The following is a 14,665-nucleotide window of genomic DNA, read 5'->3' as shown; positions in this document are numbered from 1 at the left end:
CATCAAGTGGCTGCTGTTTACTTCGCTTAATGGGCTTTTTAGTAAGGTGTTTATGCGCGTTTTATTATTGTCTGCTTATGAGGCTGTTAGTCACCGCTATTGGGCACAAAGTCTGATGGCCGAGGTAAACGATGTCTCTTGGACGTTGCTTAGCTTGCCACCACGCCATTTCTCGTGGCGAATCCGCGGCAACCCATTGAGTTGGTGGTTAAAAGAGTACGAGACACTGAGTGAATCCTATGAGGTTGTGTTAGCCACTTCGATGGTCGATATTGCCACGCTCGTTGGCTTATTCCCTCATTTAGGGCGAGCCAGAAAGATTGTTTACTTTCATGAAAACCAGTTTGCCTACCCAGAGTCTAGCGATCAAATCTCCCAGGTAGAGGCCAAAATGGTCAATTTATACGCGGCGTTGGCGGCGGATACGTTGGTGTTTAATACCGCTTACAACCGTGACTCTTTTTTCGACGGTGCGCGGCGGTTGTTAAAAAAGATGCCTGAAAACCTGCCAGCAGCTAAGCCATTAGAGCGCTTACGCCAACAGTCAAAAGTGTTGCCTGTGCCAATAATGCCGCTAGCGGCTTCTCCCCAGACAAACGCACACCCACGGCGGATTATTTGGAATCATCGCTGGGAGTACGATAAAAATCCCGAAGACTTTTTTACAGTGCTGTTCAAGCTGAGTGAGCAGCAGGTTCCTTTTGAACTAGCGGTGCTTGGACAGCGCTTTCGCGATGTACCTGCCATTTTTGATGAGGCAGAAGAACGCTTGGCGGCACACACGATTTGCTGGGGGCCGCAGCCAGAAGCGGAGTATCGAGCATTGCTCACCGGTGGTGGTATTGTGGTCTCGACCACGTGGCACGAGTTCCAAGGATTAGCCATTATGGAAGCTGCCCAGCGCGGCGCGATTCCGCTAGTGCCAGACAGGCTGTGTTTCCCCGAACTCTACCCTAACGACTACCGCTTTGATGGCACGCAAGAGGGGCTTTACCAACGACTCCACGCTTGGTTAACCGACCCTACTAGCCAACCAGCACTGTTGAATACTCAGCAGTGGCAGTGGCCTGAATGGCGTCGCGCTTACCGTGCGCTTTTGATGGAGCACTGATCACTGCATTGTTGGTCGAGGTCCTGCCTTACTCACGTTAACAACCAGTGGGCTTAAGCAAGTTCGGTTTTGTCTTTATAGTCGCACAGGTCTTCAATAATGCAGCTGCCGCAGCGTGGTTTGCGGGCAATGCAGGTATAGCGCCCATGAAGAATCAGCCAGTGGTGGGCGTCCTGTTTAAATGCATTGGGAACATGGCGTAGTAGCTTTTGCTCAACCTCAACGACATCTTTGCCTTTGGCGATACCCGTGCGGTTAGAAACTCGAAAAATGTGCGTGTCTACGGCGATGGTGGGTTGACCAAACGCAGTGTTTAGAATCACATTGGCGGTCTTTCTCCCTACCCCTGGCAAGGCTTCCAGTGCTTTGCGTGTTTCAGGTACCTCGCCACCATGTTGATTGATCAGCAAGTGACAGGTTTTCATCAGGTTTTCGGCTTTAGTGTTAAACAGCCCGATGGTTTTAATGTAACTCTTTAGCCCTTCGATACCCAGGTCAATAATCCCTTGCGGCGTATTGGCCACAGGGAAAAGCTTGTCAGTGGCCTTGTTAACACCAACGTCCGTCGCTTGAGCAGACAGCAGCACCGCAGCTAGCAGTTCAAAGGGCGTGCTCCAGTTTAGCTCAGTCGTGGGGTGGGGATTCTCCGCCTGTAGGCGAGCAAAAATTTCATGACGCTTTTGGGCATTCATCGGATGCTCTCTTGGTTATTTGATAGTGCCAGTAACACGGACTCGACGATCTGTTCGGGGCGCTGCTTGAGCAGGTTGCGCGCGTGCGCTGCGGCGTTGATCAAGTACATTTTTTAACGCAATCAATAGCCCCGCAACGAAAAAAGCCCCGGGTGGCAGCACGAAAAACAAAAACTGATAATCATCGACGAAGGTGAGTTGCCAGTTGCTGGCAATAGGCCCAAATAGCAGTTCCATATCGCTAAACAGCGTGCCTTGCCCAAGCAGCTCGCGAAGTGCCCCGAGCAGAACCAATACGGCACCGAACCCGAGGCCCATCATAAATCCATCAATGGCAGCCGGTATGACTGGCTGGCGGGAAGCGAACGCATCTGCACGCCCTAAAATGGCGCAGTTAGTGACAATCAGCGGAATAAAAATCCCCAACACTTGGTAAAGCGAATAGGCAAATGCGGCCATTAAAAGCTCCGCACAGGTAACAAAGGCGGCAATCACCATAACAAAGGCGGGCAGTCTTACTGCGCTGGGAACCTGGTGGCGAATCAATGAAATAGTAGTGCTAGCGCCCACCATGACAAGCAGGGTAGCGAATGCCAGCCCCAGTGCATTGACAACGCTACCACTAACAGCCAGTAAGGGGCATAGCCCCAATAACTGAACGAGAGCAGGGTTATTCGACCATAGGCCGTTTCGGGCTAGTTCGCGCCACTGACTCATTGGCTGGACTCTTCGAAGGTAATAGGGAGTTCTGTTTCGGTGGCGTTTTCGGCGACATGTTCGGTGGCATGTTCGGCGGCATAGCTAAGAGCACTATGGACGGCGTTGACGACTGCGCGTGGCGTAATGGTGGCGCCAGTAAAAGCGTCAAAGTGGCCGCCATCTTTACGTACGGCCCATCCACCCGGTGGCAGGCTGTTTAAACTCAAGCCATTAAACTCGCTTATCCAGTCACTTCGCTGGCGCTCAATGTCATCGCCAAGCCCAGGCGTTTCTTGGTGGTGGGTAACACGTACCCCGGTAATACGTTGTTGCTGGTCAATGCCCACCAGTAGCCGAATTTCGCCATTATAGCCTTGGCGAGTAACGACCGGCAGGATGACGACACGCTGATGATCGCGCTGGACGTACCATCCCTGTTGAGGTTCGCGGTGCCCCAGCTGTTCCGGGTTAGGAAGCTTAAATACGCCATCTAAAACCGTTTGAACCGCTACGTCTGCTAATGCGGCAGGCAATACATCCTGTAGTTGGCGGTGTTGATAGGCTAGCTGATGATCAGCGATACGCTCGGCAGTCACCGCCCGGGTCAACGCAACGCTGCCAGCAGTGACCAGTGAGAACACTCCTAAGGCGAAAGCGCCGCGTAGCATGGCTTGGCGGGGCGTCATTGTGACTCACCGTGCTTTGCATGCCGCTGTGCTTTAGGCTGGCCCGTAGGGCGTGGCACGGTATAGAGATCCAATAGCGGTACACATAAGTTCATTAGTAAAACGGCAAATGCCACTGCATCGGGGTAGCCGCCAAACGTGCGAATAATCATGACCAACGCGCCAATCCCTGCGCCAAAAAACAGTTTTCCTCGGCGGCTGGTTGCCGCTGAAACGGGATCAGTGGCAATGAAAAAGGCCCCAAACATTGCTGCACCTGTGGTTAGGTGAAACAGCGGTGAAGCGAAGTGGCTTGGGTCGCTGGCATAAAAAAGCGTGGCGAGCACTGCCATGCTAACAAGCATCGAAGCAGGGATGTGCCAACTAATAATTCGTTTGGTAATTAATAGCAGCCCACCTGCTAACCAGGCTAGCGCGACGTTGCGCCAAGCGTTCAATGTTCCTTCAGGTAAAGGCTGACTAGCCCAAAACTCGCTGGCCAGTACCGCTTCACCTTTATGTTTAAAGGCATCTAGCGGCGTAGCACCACTTAGCGCATCAAGTGTGGAGGCCGGTAAGGTACCGCTTATCTGGGCCCATAGGTTTTCAGAGATTAGTGGCTGCGGCGGCGACCATAACGTCATGTAAGTGGGAAACGATACGAGTAAGAGTGCGTAGCCCACCATGGCGGGATTGAAAGGATTCTGGCCTAGGCCGCCATACAGTTGTTTAGCAACCACGATGGCCGCAATAACGCCTATCCCAATGAGCCACCAGGGGCTAGCAGGTGGTAGCGATGCAGCTAACAGTACGCCGGTTAATACTGCACTTGAATCTCTAAGCGCAGGCTGTAACGGGCGCTGGCGAAGTTTTAACACCAGCGCTTCTGCGCCGAGTGCAAACAGGGCGGCTAAAAGCACATTACTAATAACGCCCAGGCCGAAGTAAAACGTCATTGCGCCAAGACCCGGTGCGGTGGCGACGATCACCCATCGCATTAAATGAGCGGTGGGTGGCGTCGTATTTAATGATTCAGTCGTTCGCTGCGAGGCGTGCATCATGCTCATGGCGATTCCTGTTGTGCCATCGTGGCGCGAGCTTCAGCCAGCCGGGTATCAGCTGCCTTAAGGTTTTCTTGGGCGGTGGCCAGTTGAGTTTCTAAATCATCGTGGCGCTGAGTTGGGTCTTCTGCTGCAGCCCTTGCGAGGTTTTTTTCAGCTTTTCTCACTGCCGCTTTAGCGGCGGTTTGAGCAATGCGCAAGCTGCGTAAATCCACCACTGGCGCGGCACTGTCGGTTGTCTTTGCGCTATCTGACGTCTGACGACTTTGTGCCTGCCTCGCTTGGCGACGAGCTTGCTTCTCGGCATTCTCGCGCGCCAGTCGAGCCTGACGAAATTCAAAGCGATGTTTAGCGTGCTCGGCTTTGGCGGACTCAATGCGCTTATCGCGAATACGCTGCTTTGCCGAACGATAGTCTTGTACTAATGGGATATAACTAGGGCAAACATAACTGCAGGCGCCGCACTCAATACAATCAAATAAGTGAAGTTTTTCCAATGTAGCGTCGTTCTCTGCACGGGCATACCAATGCAGCTGTTGCGGAAGAAGCTGAACAGGGCAAACACTTTCACAGGCACCACAGCGAATGCAGGGAGACTCACTGGGGGCTGGAGGAAGTTCTTCACGGGTGGCTGCAATCAAGCAGTTTGTCGTTTTGGTCACCGGGACATCAAGTGTTGTGAGTGGTAAGCCCATCATCGGACCGCCCACAATGACTTGATGAAGCTGTTGGTTTGTTAACCCTACCTGCTGAAGCAGCGTTTCAATAGATGTGCCAATACGCACCCAGTAGTTGCCTGGTGTGCTGATGGCGTCTCCCGTCAAGGTGACAATTCGCTCGACCAAAGGTTTACCATCACGTACTGCATATAGCGCTGCCAGCAGTGTGCCGGGGTTGTGGCAGAGAACACCGACATCGGCAGGAAGGCCACCACTGGGAACATCGAGGTTGAGCAGTTTCTTGATCAATTGGCGCTCACCACCGCTGGGATAGCGGGTCTCGATGACCTTCATCGTTATGCTCGCTGGAAGCTGGCAGTCAGACTGTTGAAAATGAGAGAGCGCCTCCTTTAATGCATGGATCGCTTCGGGCTTATTATCTTCAATACCCACCACAATCTGACGGGCACCGCAGAGCCTAGCGACCATTTGCGCGCCTCCCAGTATCTCTGTTGGATAGTGGCGAAGAGCCAAGTCGTCTGCGGTGATATACGGCTCGCATTCGGCGGCGTTGATGACGAGCGTATCAATGCGCTGATGATCCGCTATTTGGGCTTTGATATAAGCGGGAAAACCGGCACCACCAAGGCCTACTAGCCCGCAGCTGTCTAGTCTATCAATGATCGCTTGGTGGTCTTCGCTGCGCCAATCAAGCGAGGGCAGCACTTGCCAACGGTCTAAGCCATCGGCGTCGATGGTGATGGCGGTATCACTAATCTGAGTCACTGTCCCGCTAATACTGGCGTGCAGGTTGGCTGATACCATGCCGTCTCGCTGGGCAATCGGGCTACCCACCTGAACCGCATCTCCAATAGCCACACAGGGGATCGCGGGATTACCTGAGTGCTGTTTCAGCGGAAGTGTTACCCGGGCAGGCAGCGTCGCGTTGCGAACTGGCGATTGGTTCGAGCGATCTTTTCGTTCGGGCGGAGTAATGCCACCTGGGAATTCATAGGCCGGCATGCTGGCTCCTGGTTAGCTGGCGATCGCTGGCGATTAAAGGTGCTATGGTGACGACAGGCTGCCATTGGTTGAGAGGCTTGCTTCTGGGCAACATATCAATACAGTCTACGGGGCAGGGTGCAACGCACAAATCGCAGCCGGTACATTCATCTTCTATCACCGTATGCATTTGCTTTGCAGCGCCAATAATGGCATCCACCGGACATGCTTGAATGCACTTAGTGCAGCCAATGCACTCGGCTTCACGAATAAATGCAACGCTATCTTCGCTGGCTGCTTCGCCATCCAGTGGCACAGGCTCTCGGCCTAATAAGTCTGCTAATGCGTGAATAGTCGCTTCGCCGCCAGGCGGACACTTATTCAAAGCATCGCCCTGATTGATGGCTTCGGCATACGGCCGACAGCCTGGGTAACCGCACTGGCCACATTGGGTTTGTGGCAGCAGCGCATCAATCTGCTCTACCAGCGGGTTCTCTTCGCCCTTGAAGCGCACACTGGCCATTCCCAGTAGTGCCCCAAACGTTATTCCTATTCCGGTCAACACACCCACTGCACTGAGAATGCCCCACCAAGAAAATATGTCTCCCATGGCGGTTACCCCTGTACTAAACCTGAAAAGCCGAGAAAGGCCAGTGACATAAGACTGGCGGTGACCATTGCAATGGCGGCGCCTCTAAACGGGGTTGGTATATCAGCATTGGCCAATCGCTCGCGCATCGCGGCGAACAGCACCAAAATCATCGAAAACCCAAGCGCAGCACCCAGGCCATAGAGAGTCGTATGAAAGAAACTCAGCTCACGGTTAAGCGATAACAGGGCAACACCAAGTACCGCACAATTAGTCGTAATCAGCGGTAGAAAGATCCCCAGCACTTGATGCAATAGGGGGCTGAGTTGACGCACCATGATTTCGGTAAATTGCACGACGGCGGCAATAACAACGATAAAGCTGATAGTGCGAAGATAAGTAACGTCCAAGGGTACAAGTAAGCCATGATAGACCGCATAACTAGCGGCAGATGCTAGTGTCAGCACGAACGTCGTCGCTAGCGACATACCCATCGCGGATTCCAGCTTATTGGAAACCCCCATAAACGGGCAGAGCCCTAAAAACTGTACCAATACGAAGTTGTTGACCAGCGCAGTGCTGACCAAAATCAAGAAGAGTTCATTCATAGCGGCGTATTGTGCGCAGAAAAATCGTTGCTGGCTAGTGGGGGAAGCGCTATGGCTCACTATTGACCAGAAATAAGTACTTAGTCAGCAGAACTTGCTACCGCTCTCCTGTTGCCCATCTTCGAAAATGACGGCTGGGGCAAGCTCAGGCATTGGTCATGAGACCGTTTTAATCCTGTCATCAAAGCTACATCATCTCTGCATACCCTCATCCAAATTAAAATCAGCTAGGGAGGGGGAACACATGTCGACTTCAGGAGTTGTCTTACCGACGCAGGGGGAGCGCCCAGGGACGTCGCAATGGCTATCATGGTTAATTGTCATTGGACTGGTTTATTTGTTGTTAGCTGCGGTGGGGGCTATCGGAGACGGTTTTAAGGCTGCTACCGCAAGCAATGCTAAGGAGCTGTTTTCATTTGCTACTAATCCAATGATTGGGTTAGTTATCGGAGTTGTCGCAACTGCGCTAATTCAGAGCTCAAGCACGGTGACAGCCATCATTGTGGGGATGGTGGCGGGTGGTTTGCCAGTCAGTATTGCGATTCCGCTCATCATGGGCGCCAATATTGGTACTTCGCTGACCAGCACTATCGTTAGTTTAGGTCATGTGCGTAGTGGTGAAGAGTTTCGCCGCGCCTTCTCTGCGGCGACGGTGCACGATGCGTTCAATATCGTTGCCGTGGCTATACTGCTTCCGTTAGAAATGATGTTTGGTTTTTTAGAAAAAACCTCCGCGTTGCTGGCGGGCTTTTTTGTTAGCGATGCCAGCGTCGACATGAAAAGCGTCAATTTCATGAAAATGGCGATTTCACCGGCGACCGACTTGCTGAGCGCCTCGGTATCGTGGCTGCCGAATCCGATCTGGATGGGCGTTGCTATGATTGTTATTGGGGTGGCGCTAATCCTCTTTGTGGTAACGGCGATTGGTAAGGTATTACGCAAGGTTATGGTGGGTAAAGCGCGTGACATCATGCATGCAAGCGTGGGGAGAGGGCCTGTCTCCGGTATGTGTTCGGGGGCAATCATTACGCTGTTGGTGCAGTCGTCCTCTACCACTACAGCACTGATTGTGCCACTTGCTGGTACTGGTGTGTTTAATCTCAGGCAGGTCTATCCGTTCACATTAGGTACCAATGTGGGCACTTGTATCACTGCGTTGCTCGCTGCAACGGCGATAAGTGGCCCTACGGCGGTGCTTGCTATGCAGATTGCCTTGGTGCATCTGATGTTTAACCTAGTGGGGATACTAGTCATATACGGCCTACCTTTCTTACGTGGTATTCCGCCTAGCATTGCCACTGGCCTTGCGGAGCTGGCACAGAAAAACAAACTCTATGTGGTGGCTTATATTTTAGGTGTTTTCTTTGTGCTGCCATTGCTCCTGATCGGGGCGAGTCAGTTGTTTTGATCTAAGGGGATGGAATTGGCATGAGTTCACAACGCAGAGTTGAGACAGAAGCACGCATTCGCGAACTACGTGAATCGATTGATGAGCTGGAAGCGCAGTTGGCTGAGGCGTCCACCCAGGAGCGGGAAGAGCATGAGCAGCATGAGCTGATCGACCAGCTTGATCATTATATTGATGCTGTAGATACCAAAGTGAGCGGTCTTAAAACCTTCTGGCAAGCTCTCAAGAAAGAGCTGGGGGGGAGGCAATGATTAATGCTACACGCGGATATTCCTACTCCTTGATGGCGTCAGGCCTGCTATTGGGCCTTTTGCTTCAAGGTTACAGCGAGGATAGCCACTCAATGCAGGCAGCCGCCTCTGGTGATTTAACTGCCAGCGGTTCCAGCACCGTTTATCCATTGACGCGAGAAGCAGCACGTCGTTACGAGCGTGCTAATCCTGTTGCCAATATTGCCGTCGAGTTCACTGGAACAACGGCTGGTTTTGAGAAGTTTTGTGCAGGCGAGACTGATATTAATAATGCATCGCGGCCAATAGACGCAAGCGAGCGGGCCGTGTGCGCATCTAACGATGTAGCGTATGTGGAAGTGCCTATTGCGATGGATGCGATTTCGATCGTGGTCCACCCATCCAACCGCTGGGCAAATGATATTACTGTCGACGAACTTCACAGGCTTTGGTCTCCGGCGTCAGAAGGCGAGGTCATGACATGGCGTGATGTGCGCGCAAGTTGGCCAGATGAGCCCATTGAGCTGTTTGGTCGAGGACAGGACTCGGGAACTTATGACTACTTCACAACGGCCATTGTAGGCGCGACCCGTAGTAGCCGGATGGACTACGTTGCCAGCGAAGATGAGGAGTTTCTAGCTGCGCAAATTGCTGCTGAACCAGGTGCTTTGGGTTTTTTTGGTATCGGCGGATATCACCGTCACTGGAATGAGCTAAAACTTCTTGCGGTGGCCAATAGTGATCAACCCGTATTTCCGACGCTGGAAACCGTCAAGCGTGGTCAATATACCCCCTTATCTCGTCCGCTTTATCTTTACCTGAATAGACAAAGTGTCGAGGAAAAACCGGAGCTTCACCGTTTTGCGATGGCCTATGTCGAAGGCATTCGTGACTGGATTCATTTTACCGGCTACCTTCCGCTTGAAGAGCAGGAGTATGCCGACACCCTTGACGCGCTTCGCCAGCTTGAAAGTCAGTGAGGGAGTAACAAGCTAGCCGCATATTAGTTGTTCTCTGGGTAGCTCATTGTCGCTAAGAGATGGGCAAAAAAAGGGGCTAAGGCTGTAGCAGGCCTTGCCCCTTATTAGTTACTTATTAATGTATTAGCCGTTAAGTTACACGCTGCCCTGGTTCCGCACCGGCATCGGGGGAAAGTAGGTAAATGCCTTCTTTGTTAGCAGATGCTAATACCATGCCTTCTGATAAACCGAAGCGCATTTTACGAGGAGCTAAATTAGCCACCATAATCGTCAAGCGGCCTTCAAGCGCTTCTGGTGAATAGGCCGAACGAATACCTGAAAAGACATTACGCGTTTCACCACCTAAATCCAGCGTAAGCTGGAGCAGCTTGTCAGCGCCTTCAACGTACTGTGCTTTGGCAATGCGGGCAATGCGTAAATCAACTTTAGCGAAATCTTCAAAGCTGATTTCTGCCGCAATCGGTTCTTCCGCCAGGGGGCCTTTGGGAGTGTTTTTCAGCTTCTGTTCTTCCACTAAATCCTCCTTGGATGCCTCAATCATAGCGTCAATCTTATCCCGCTCAACCCGCGTCATTAACGGCTTGAATTTGTTGATTGAGTGATTGACTAGTACGCTATTGCGGCTGTCCCAGTCGAGTGATTCAATCGCCAGGAATTCACGTGCCTGTTCGGCCATGGTTGGCACCACAGGTGCAAGATAGACCATCAACTGGCGGAACAAGTTGATGCCTACTGAGCAGATTTCCAGTACTTCGGCGTCACGGCCTTCCTGCTTGGCTAGTGCCCAGGGGGCCTTGTCGGCGATGTACGTATTGGCTTCATCGGCCAATTCCATAATTTTGCGCATGGCCCGGCTAAATTCACGCGCTTCAAAATCGTCAGCAATCTCGTCGCCAGCCGCGATAAAGCGCGCGACCATTTGTGGTTCGGCGCAGTGTTCAGCCAGCTTACCGCCGCCCAGTTTTTTCACAAAGCCGGCGCAGCGGCTGGCGATATTGACTACTTTTCCTACCAGATCAGAATTAACCCGTGCAGAAAAGTCGTCGAGGTTAAGATCCAGGTCATCCACTTTGGACGTTAATTTAGCGGCAAAGTAGTAGCGTAAATACTCTGGATTTAAATGTTCAGCGTAAGTAGCGGCTTTGATGAAAGTGCCACGAGATTTCGACATCTTGGCACCGTCTACAGTTAAGAAACCGTGACAGTTGACCGCAGTCGGCGTACGAAGGTCTGCACCATGCAACATGGCAGGCCAAAACAGGGCGTGGAAATAGACAATATCTTTGCCAATGAAGTGGTAAACCTCTGCATCGGAATCCTTCTTCCAAAAGGTATCGAAGTCGATCCCTTCCCGATCACATAAGTTCTTAAAGCTTGCCAGATAGCCGATGGGGGCATCTAGCCAGACATAGAAGTATTTACCTGGGGCATCGGGAATTTCAAAGCCAAAGTAGGGCGCATCTCGGGAGATGTCCCACTCATTAAAGCCCGACTCGAACCACTCCATCAGCTTGTTACGAATTTGCGGCTGTACATGGCCGTCATTAATCCATTGCTGAAGAAATTCAGCAAAGTCTGGTAGCTTGAAGAAGTAATGCGTAGAGCTACGTACTTCTGGTGTTGCCCCAGAAATAGCGGAGACAGGATTGATTAAGTCAGCAGGCGTGTAAGTGGCACCGCACTTTTCACAGTTATCGCCATATTGATCATCGGCACCACATTTAGGACACGTGCCCTTAATAAAACGGTCAGCTAGGAATAGACCCTTTTGCGGATCAAACATTTGCTCAATATCGCGGGTGGCAATATGGCCTTTATCACGCAAGCGGGTGTAGATCAGTTCGCTAAAATAGCGGTTTTCTTCTGAATGGGTGGAATGATAGTTATCAAATCCCACGCCAAAGCGGGCGAAATCTTCCTGATGATCTTGGGAAACGCGCTCGATCAGGGCTTCGGGCGTAATACCTTCCTGCTCAGCCCGCAGCATAATGGCAGTGCCGTGGGCGTCGTCGGCACAAACGTAGTAGCACTGCTGTCCACGACTTTTTTGAAAACGCACCCAAATGTCGGTTTGGATGTACTCAAGAAGATGACCCAAGTGAATGGCGCCATTGGCATAAGGAAGCGCGCTTGTCACCAAGATGTTGCGCGGGGCAGTATTTGACATGGTGAATGATAATTCCGGTTAGGCAGTGCAAATAAAGACGGCGAAGTAGGGGTGCGCTTCGCCGGTAACGTCAACATGCTGCTTACAGCTATTTCTCCACTAGTAGAGTGCCTGCTCTTCCTGAACGACTTCACGCAGAAGCTCTAAAAAAAGCTTGTCAGCTTCAGAGTGCTCAGTGGGGTCTTCGGGAATATGGACGCTCGTAGTGTCGGAGATTTCGTTGGCAATTTTGGCCATTACGGCAGGGCTGTTGCCTTCGACTAGCTGCTGTCGTGCAATCGCTAGGGATTGTTCTAAGATTTTTGGGTCTTGGAGCAGCTTGCGAATAAAATCGCGTAGTTCATTAATAATACGTGTTTTTTGAATTTCTGATGCGGACATTGGAGTTCTCCTTAAGACCGCGCTTGAGGGATGTTCAAGCGAGACCAATTAATGCTTTGACCATAGCACTTTTTTAACAGCTGAGCATGGGTTCCTGGAAGCATTGGATGCAGTCTATAGGCTTTTACTAGCACACTGTTCCAGTATGTATGTTTCCAGTACGTATGCTTCCAGTACCCTGCGCTTTAGAGGCTCAGGCGCCCAGCCTTGTGTTTGACAGGGTTGGCGTATTGTTCCAACCAATAAGGCCGCAACGCTTCAGGTATACTTGCCAGCCGAGCGTTAAAACGCTCTCTGTCTTGACGCGTTATCGTTTTGCGGGCGATCAGTTCTGGTGATTCGCCTAGGGCTTCCAGTGCTAAATAATGGCTAGGAAACAGGCGATAACCACCGATCACTTGGCGGTCAATTTCCGCTGCCACTTCATCCGGCGTTGCCATATCAGCGCCTACCGGGCTGCCAAAGCGCAGTTGTACCCGACCCTTGGGACCGGTGATGCCTGACACAATAGAGCGAATGTCCTCGAATTCGCTTTTCGCGTAGCTTCCTTCAGTAGCGATATCGTGAAGTTCCTGAGCTTTCTGTTGGTCGCAAGGGTCGTATTCGTAGCTAATCGATACCGGCACCAGTTTCAACTCGGCAATGGCATCACCGAATACCATATCCCGGTCAGCGTTGCGTCTGGCCATGGTCAGCATTTTGATGATGGCGGGATCGGTGCGATCAATGCCATTTTTAGCACGACCCTCTCGCTGCGCCATCCAAATAGAGTGCTGATCAACAGTAATTGAGTGACGGATATAGGCTGATAACTGCTGATATGCCGCCAGCATCGCACGCTTGCCTCGGGCACTGCGCGGTACAATAAAACTTTTATTTAACCGCATCAGATCGGTGACGTAGGGCTTTTTCAGGAGGTTATCTCCGATCGCAATACGCACGGTATCGCGACCCGCCAGATAAAGCGCATAGTTCACAAAGGCGGGGTCTAGCGATATATCGCGATGGTTGCCTATAAACAGGTAAGCGCTGTTGTTATCTAGCTTATCAAGCCCAGAGACTTCGAAGGCATCCGTGGTGGTGCGAATCATGCGCTCCATATAGCTGGCGATCCGCATCTGGAAGTCATATACGGATGTAACGCCCTTTACTTCACGACGGACGGCATGGCCTGCTAAGGCGCGGGCAATGGGAGGCGCCCACTTGGCCATGCGCGGAAGCCTGAACTGAGTCAATGCATTTAAAAGCTCGCTATCATGTGATAGGCGCTCAAGAACATTGGCCACTTCATGATCCATATAGGGGCGAATGTCAGCCCAGGGGTCGTTGGCGGTGTCAGCGTTAAGTGCGTTGTTGTGATGAGTCATGCGATCCGTTGGATATAGGCAGAAATAAACAGTTTATATCAGCAGGCTAACGGCTGAATTAAGCGTCTGGCTGCGTAGCAGCTTCGCGCTGAGCTTCACCACCCAGCCACTCGATTAGGCGAGGAATATCGTCAGAAAGTGCCTGCGCCATCAAAATAAAATCAGTTTCTAAGCGAGCAAGTGCATCATCGCCATCATCTGCGTGATCAGCTTCCTCTATTAATGCATCGCCAAAACGCAATGATTTCAGCGCTAAATCATCATGCAGAACAAAGCTTAAACGACCTTCCAGGCTAACTGCGAGCTTGCTGGCTTGACGTCCGCTTTCAAGCAGTTGCTGGATCTCGTCGCTGTCTAGATCAACTTGGCGAGCGCGCAGCACGCCATCATCGCCTTTGGCTTTTAACTCAACCTGATCCCCTAACACAAGATCAGCAGGGCGACTTTCCGCTTCGCCCAGCCACTGCGTCATCGCACGGATAGGCAGTGTTTGTGATGTGAGCGGCGTGACTTTCAAGCTGCCCAGCGTTTCACGTAGTAGATCCAGCACGTCTTCTGCCCGTGTACGAGAGCTGGCATTGACGCCAATTAATTGATGACGCGTATCCCACCATAAATCGATCTTCTGACTGCGAACAAATGCGCGGGGCATTAGTTCCTCAGTGACTTGCTCTTTCAGCGACGTTTTTTCTTTGCGCGTTACTTTGCGCCCTTCGCTGGCTTCGATATCAGCGACTTTATCGTCCACTTCCTCTTTTACTACAGACGCAGGAAGCAAGCGCTCTTGGCGCAGGGCTGAAAGTAGTCGGTGGCCTTGGATTTCATGCAGCCGCTGACCACCACCCAGTCGTCCTGCCGGGGCTGTCCACCCTAAGCGACGCGCATCCGCACTGCCTAGCGGCTTGGCTGCATGCTCGTCGAGTGCATTCGCTAGTGTATCGCTGTCAAGCTCAGGGGCGCCGTGAAGGCGGTATAAATGTAGGTGCTTAAACCACATGTCACCAATCCTATTAAAAAGGTGGCACATTATGGCGAAACCAAGCCTT

General features: G+C 51.8%; 15 protein-coding genes. 4 read left to right on the top strand and 11 right to left on the bottom strand.

Annotated elements, in window-relative coordinates; genetic code table 11:
• Window positions 1-52 precede the first annotated feature (52 nt).
• Complete coding sequence (locus CEK60_RS07295) at window positions 53-1,111, top strand: tRNA-queuosine alpha-mannosyltransferase domain-containing protein (RefSeq protein WP_089040875.1); 1,059 nt, start codon at window positions 53-55, stop codon at window positions 1,109-1,111.
• A gap of 53 nt (window positions 1,112-1,164) precedes the next feature.
• Here CEK60_RS07295 and nth read toward each other — a convergent pair whose 3' ends face one another.
• Genes nth through rsxA form a run of 7 tightly spaced genes read right to left on the bottom strand, consistent with a single transcriptional unit; the run spans window position 1,165 to window position 7,086 of the window.
• Window positions 1,165-1,803, bottom strand: a complete 639-nt coding sequence (gene nth, locus CEK60_RS07290; protein ID WP_089038459.1) for an endonuclease III — start codon at window positions 1,801-1,803, stop codon at window positions 1,165-1,167.
• A 15-nt stretch (window positions 1,804-1,818) separates the two neighbouring features.
• The gene (locus tag CEK60_RS07285; RefSeq protein WP_089038458.1) at window positions 1,819-2,520 is read right to left on the bottom strand and encodes an electron transport complex subunit E; all 702 of its coding nucleotides are present in this window, start codon (window positions 2,518-2,520) and stop codon (window positions 1,819-1,821) included.
• Entirely contained in the window at window positions 2,517-3,188 is a 672-nt protein-coding gene (gene rsxG / locus CEK60_RS07280) for an electron transport complex subunit RsxG (protein WP_089038457.1), read from the bottom strand. The genes CEK60_RS07285 and rsxG overlap by 4 nt, the downstream gene beginning before the upstream one ends.
• Window positions 3,185-4,234, bottom strand: a complete 1,050-nt coding sequence (locus tag CEK60_RS07275; protein WP_089038456.1) for an RnfABCDGE type electron transport complex subunit D — start codon at window positions 4,232-4,234, stop codon at window positions 3,185-3,187. The genes rsxG and CEK60_RS07275 overlap by 4 nt, the downstream gene beginning before the upstream one ends.
• The gene (rsxC, locus tag CEK60_RS07270; protein ID WP_089038455.1) at window positions 4,231-5,910 is read right to left on the bottom strand and encodes an electron transport complex subunit RsxC; all 1,680 of its coding nucleotides are present in this window, start codon (window positions 5,908-5,910) and stop codon (window positions 4,231-4,233) included. The genes CEK60_RS07275 and rsxC overlap by 4 nt, the downstream gene beginning before the upstream one ends.
• Window positions 5,897-6,499, bottom strand: a complete 603-nt coding sequence (gene rsxB / locus CEK60_RS07265; RefSeq protein ID WP_089038454.1) for an electron transport complex subunit RsxB — start codon at window positions 6,497-6,499, stop codon at window positions 5,897-5,899. Before rsxB ends, rsxC begins: the two co-directional genes overlap by 14 nt.
• Before the next feature lie 5 nt (window positions 6,500-6,504).
• Entirely contained in the window at window positions 6,505-7,086 is a 582-nt protein-coding gene (gene rsxA, locus CEK60_RS07260) for an electron transport complex subunit RsxA (protein WP_089038453.1), read from the bottom strand.
• A gap of 244 nt (window positions 7,087-7,330) precedes the next feature.
• On the opposite strand from rsxA, the gene CEK60_RS07255 reads away from it, so the two are divergent.
• Genes CEK60_RS07255 through CEK60_RS07245 form a run of 3 tightly spaced genes read left to right on the top strand, consistent with a single transcriptional unit; the run spans window position 7,331 to window position 9,704 of the window.
• Window positions 7,331-8,494 carry a Na/Pi symporter gene (locus CEK60_RS07255; protein ID WP_089038452.1) on the top strand — a complete coding sequence of 388 codons (1,164 nt, stop codon included), beginning with the start codon at window positions 7,331-7,333 and terminating at the stop codon, window positions 8,492-8,494.
• Window positions 8,495-8,514: 20 nt separating this feature from the next.
• Window positions 8,515-8,745, top strand: a complete 231-nt coding sequence (locus CEK60_RS07250; protein WP_089038451.1) for a hypothetical protein — start codon at window positions 8,515-8,517, stop codon at window positions 8,743-8,745.
• Complete coding sequence (locus tag CEK60_RS07245) at window positions 8,742-9,704, top strand: PstS family phosphate ABC transporter substrate-binding protein (RefSeq protein WP_198361474.1); 963 nt, start codon at window positions 8,742-8,744, stop codon at window positions 9,702-9,704. Before CEK60_RS07250 ends, CEK60_RS07245 begins: the two co-directional genes overlap by 4 nt.
• Window positions 9,705-9,834: 130 nt before the next feature.
• Here CEK60_RS07245 and metG read toward each other — a convergent pair whose 3' ends face one another.
• The 4 genes from metG to CEK60_RS07225 all read right to left on the bottom strand — a co-directional run bounded on the left by metG (window position 9,835) and on the right by CEK60_RS07225 (window position 14,616).
• Entirely contained in the window at window positions 9,835-11,871 is a 2,037-nt protein-coding gene (gene metG / locus CEK60_RS07240; RefSeq protein WP_089038450.1) for a methionine--tRNA ligase, read from the bottom strand.
• Window positions 11,872-11,970: 99 nt separating this feature from the next.
• Window positions 11,971-12,252 (bottom strand): hypothetical protein, encoded by a 282-nt coding sequence (locus tag CEK60_RS07235; protein ID WP_038484684.1) that lies wholly within the window; start codon window positions 12,250-12,252, stop codon window positions 11,971-11,973.
• Window positions 12,253-12,437: 185 nt separating this feature from the next.
• Window positions 12,438-13,619, bottom strand: a complete 1,182-nt coding sequence (locus tag CEK60_RS07230; protein ID WP_089038449.1) for a 1-acyl-sn-glycerol-3-phosphate acyltransferase — start codon at window positions 13,617-13,619, stop codon at window positions 12,438-12,440.
• A 58-nt stretch (window positions 13,620-13,677) separates the two neighbouring features.
• Window positions 13,678-14,616 (bottom strand): recombination-associated protein RdgC, encoded by a 939-nt coding sequence (locus CEK60_RS07225; RefSeq protein WP_089038448.1) that lies wholly within the window; start codon window positions 14,614-14,616, stop codon window positions 13,678-13,680.
• Window positions 14,617-14,665: the final 49 nt, after the last annotated feature.

The sequence above is a fragment of the Halomonas sp. N3-2A genome (genome assembly GCF_002216165.1).
Classification (GTDB): Bacteria; Pseudomonadota; Gammaproteobacteria; order Pseudomonadales; family Halomonadaceae; genus Vreelandella.
Note: the sequence above shows the minus strand (reverse complement) of the source record. Positions and strands in the feature narration are given on the sequence as shown.

What these genes read in the sequence shown, in the direction of transcription:
- nth (WP_089038459.1), bottom strand. Translation starts at nt 1,803, where the DNA reads ATGAATGCCCAAAAGCGTCATGAAATTTTTGCTCGCCTACAGGCGGAG.
- CEK60_RS07235 (WP_038484684.1), bottom strand. Translation starts at nt 12,252, where the DNA reads ATGTCCGCATCAGAAATTCAAAAAACACGTATTATTAATGAACTACGC.
- rsxC (WP_089038455.1), bottom strand. Translation starts at nt 5,910, where the DNA reads ATGCCGGCCTATGAATTCCCAGGTGGCATTACTCCGCCCGAACGAAAA.
- CEK60_RS07295 (WP_089040875.1), top strand. Translation starts at nt 53, where the DNA reads ATGCGCGTTTTATTATTGTCTGCTTATGAGGCTGTTAGTCACCGCTAT.
- rsxG (WP_089038457.1), bottom strand. Translation starts at nt 3,188, where the DNA reads ATGACGCCCCGCCAAGCCATGCTACGCGGCGCTTTCGCCTTAGGAGTG.
- rsxB (WP_089038454.1), bottom strand. Translation starts at nt 6,499, where the DNA reads ATGGGAGACATATTTTCTTGGTGGGGCATTCTCAGTGCAGTGGGTGTG.
- CEK60_RS07250 (WP_089038451.1), top strand. Translation starts at nt 8,515, where the DNA reads ATGAGTTCACAACGCAGAGTTGAGACAGAAGCACGCATTCGCGAACTA.
- CEK60_RS07245 (WP_198361474.1), top strand. Translation starts at nt 8,742, where the DNA reads ATGATTAATGCTACACGCGGATATTCCTACTCCTTGATGGCGTCAGGC.
- metG (WP_089038450.1), bottom strand. Translation starts at nt 11,871, where the DNA reads ATGTCAAATACTGCCCCGCGCAACATCTTGGTGACAAGCGCGCTTCCT.
- CEK60_RS07275 (WP_089038456.1), bottom strand. Translation starts at nt 4,234, where the DNA reads ATGAGCATGATGCACGCCTCGCAGCGAACGACTGAATCATTAAATACG.
- CEK60_RS07255 (WP_089038452.1), top strand. Translation starts at nt 7,331, where the DNA reads ATGTCGACTTCAGGAGTTGTCTTACCGACGCAGGGGGAGCGCCCAGGG.
- rsxA (WP_089038453.1), bottom strand. Translation starts at nt 7,086, where the DNA reads ATGAATGAACTCTTCTTGATTTTGGTCAGCACTGCGCTGGTCAACAAC.
- CEK60_RS07225 (WP_089038448.1), bottom strand. Translation starts at nt 14,616, where the DNA reads ATGTGGTTTAAGCACCTACATTTATACCGCCTTCACGGCGCCCCTGAG.
- CEK60_RS07285 (WP_089038458.1), bottom strand. Translation starts at nt 2,520, where the DNA reads ATGAGTCAGTGGCGCGAACTAGCCCGAAACGGCCTATGGTCGAATAAC.
- CEK60_RS07230 (WP_089038449.1), bottom strand. Translation starts at nt 13,619, where the DNA reads ATGACTCATCACAACAACGCACTTAACGCTGACACCGCCAACGACCCC.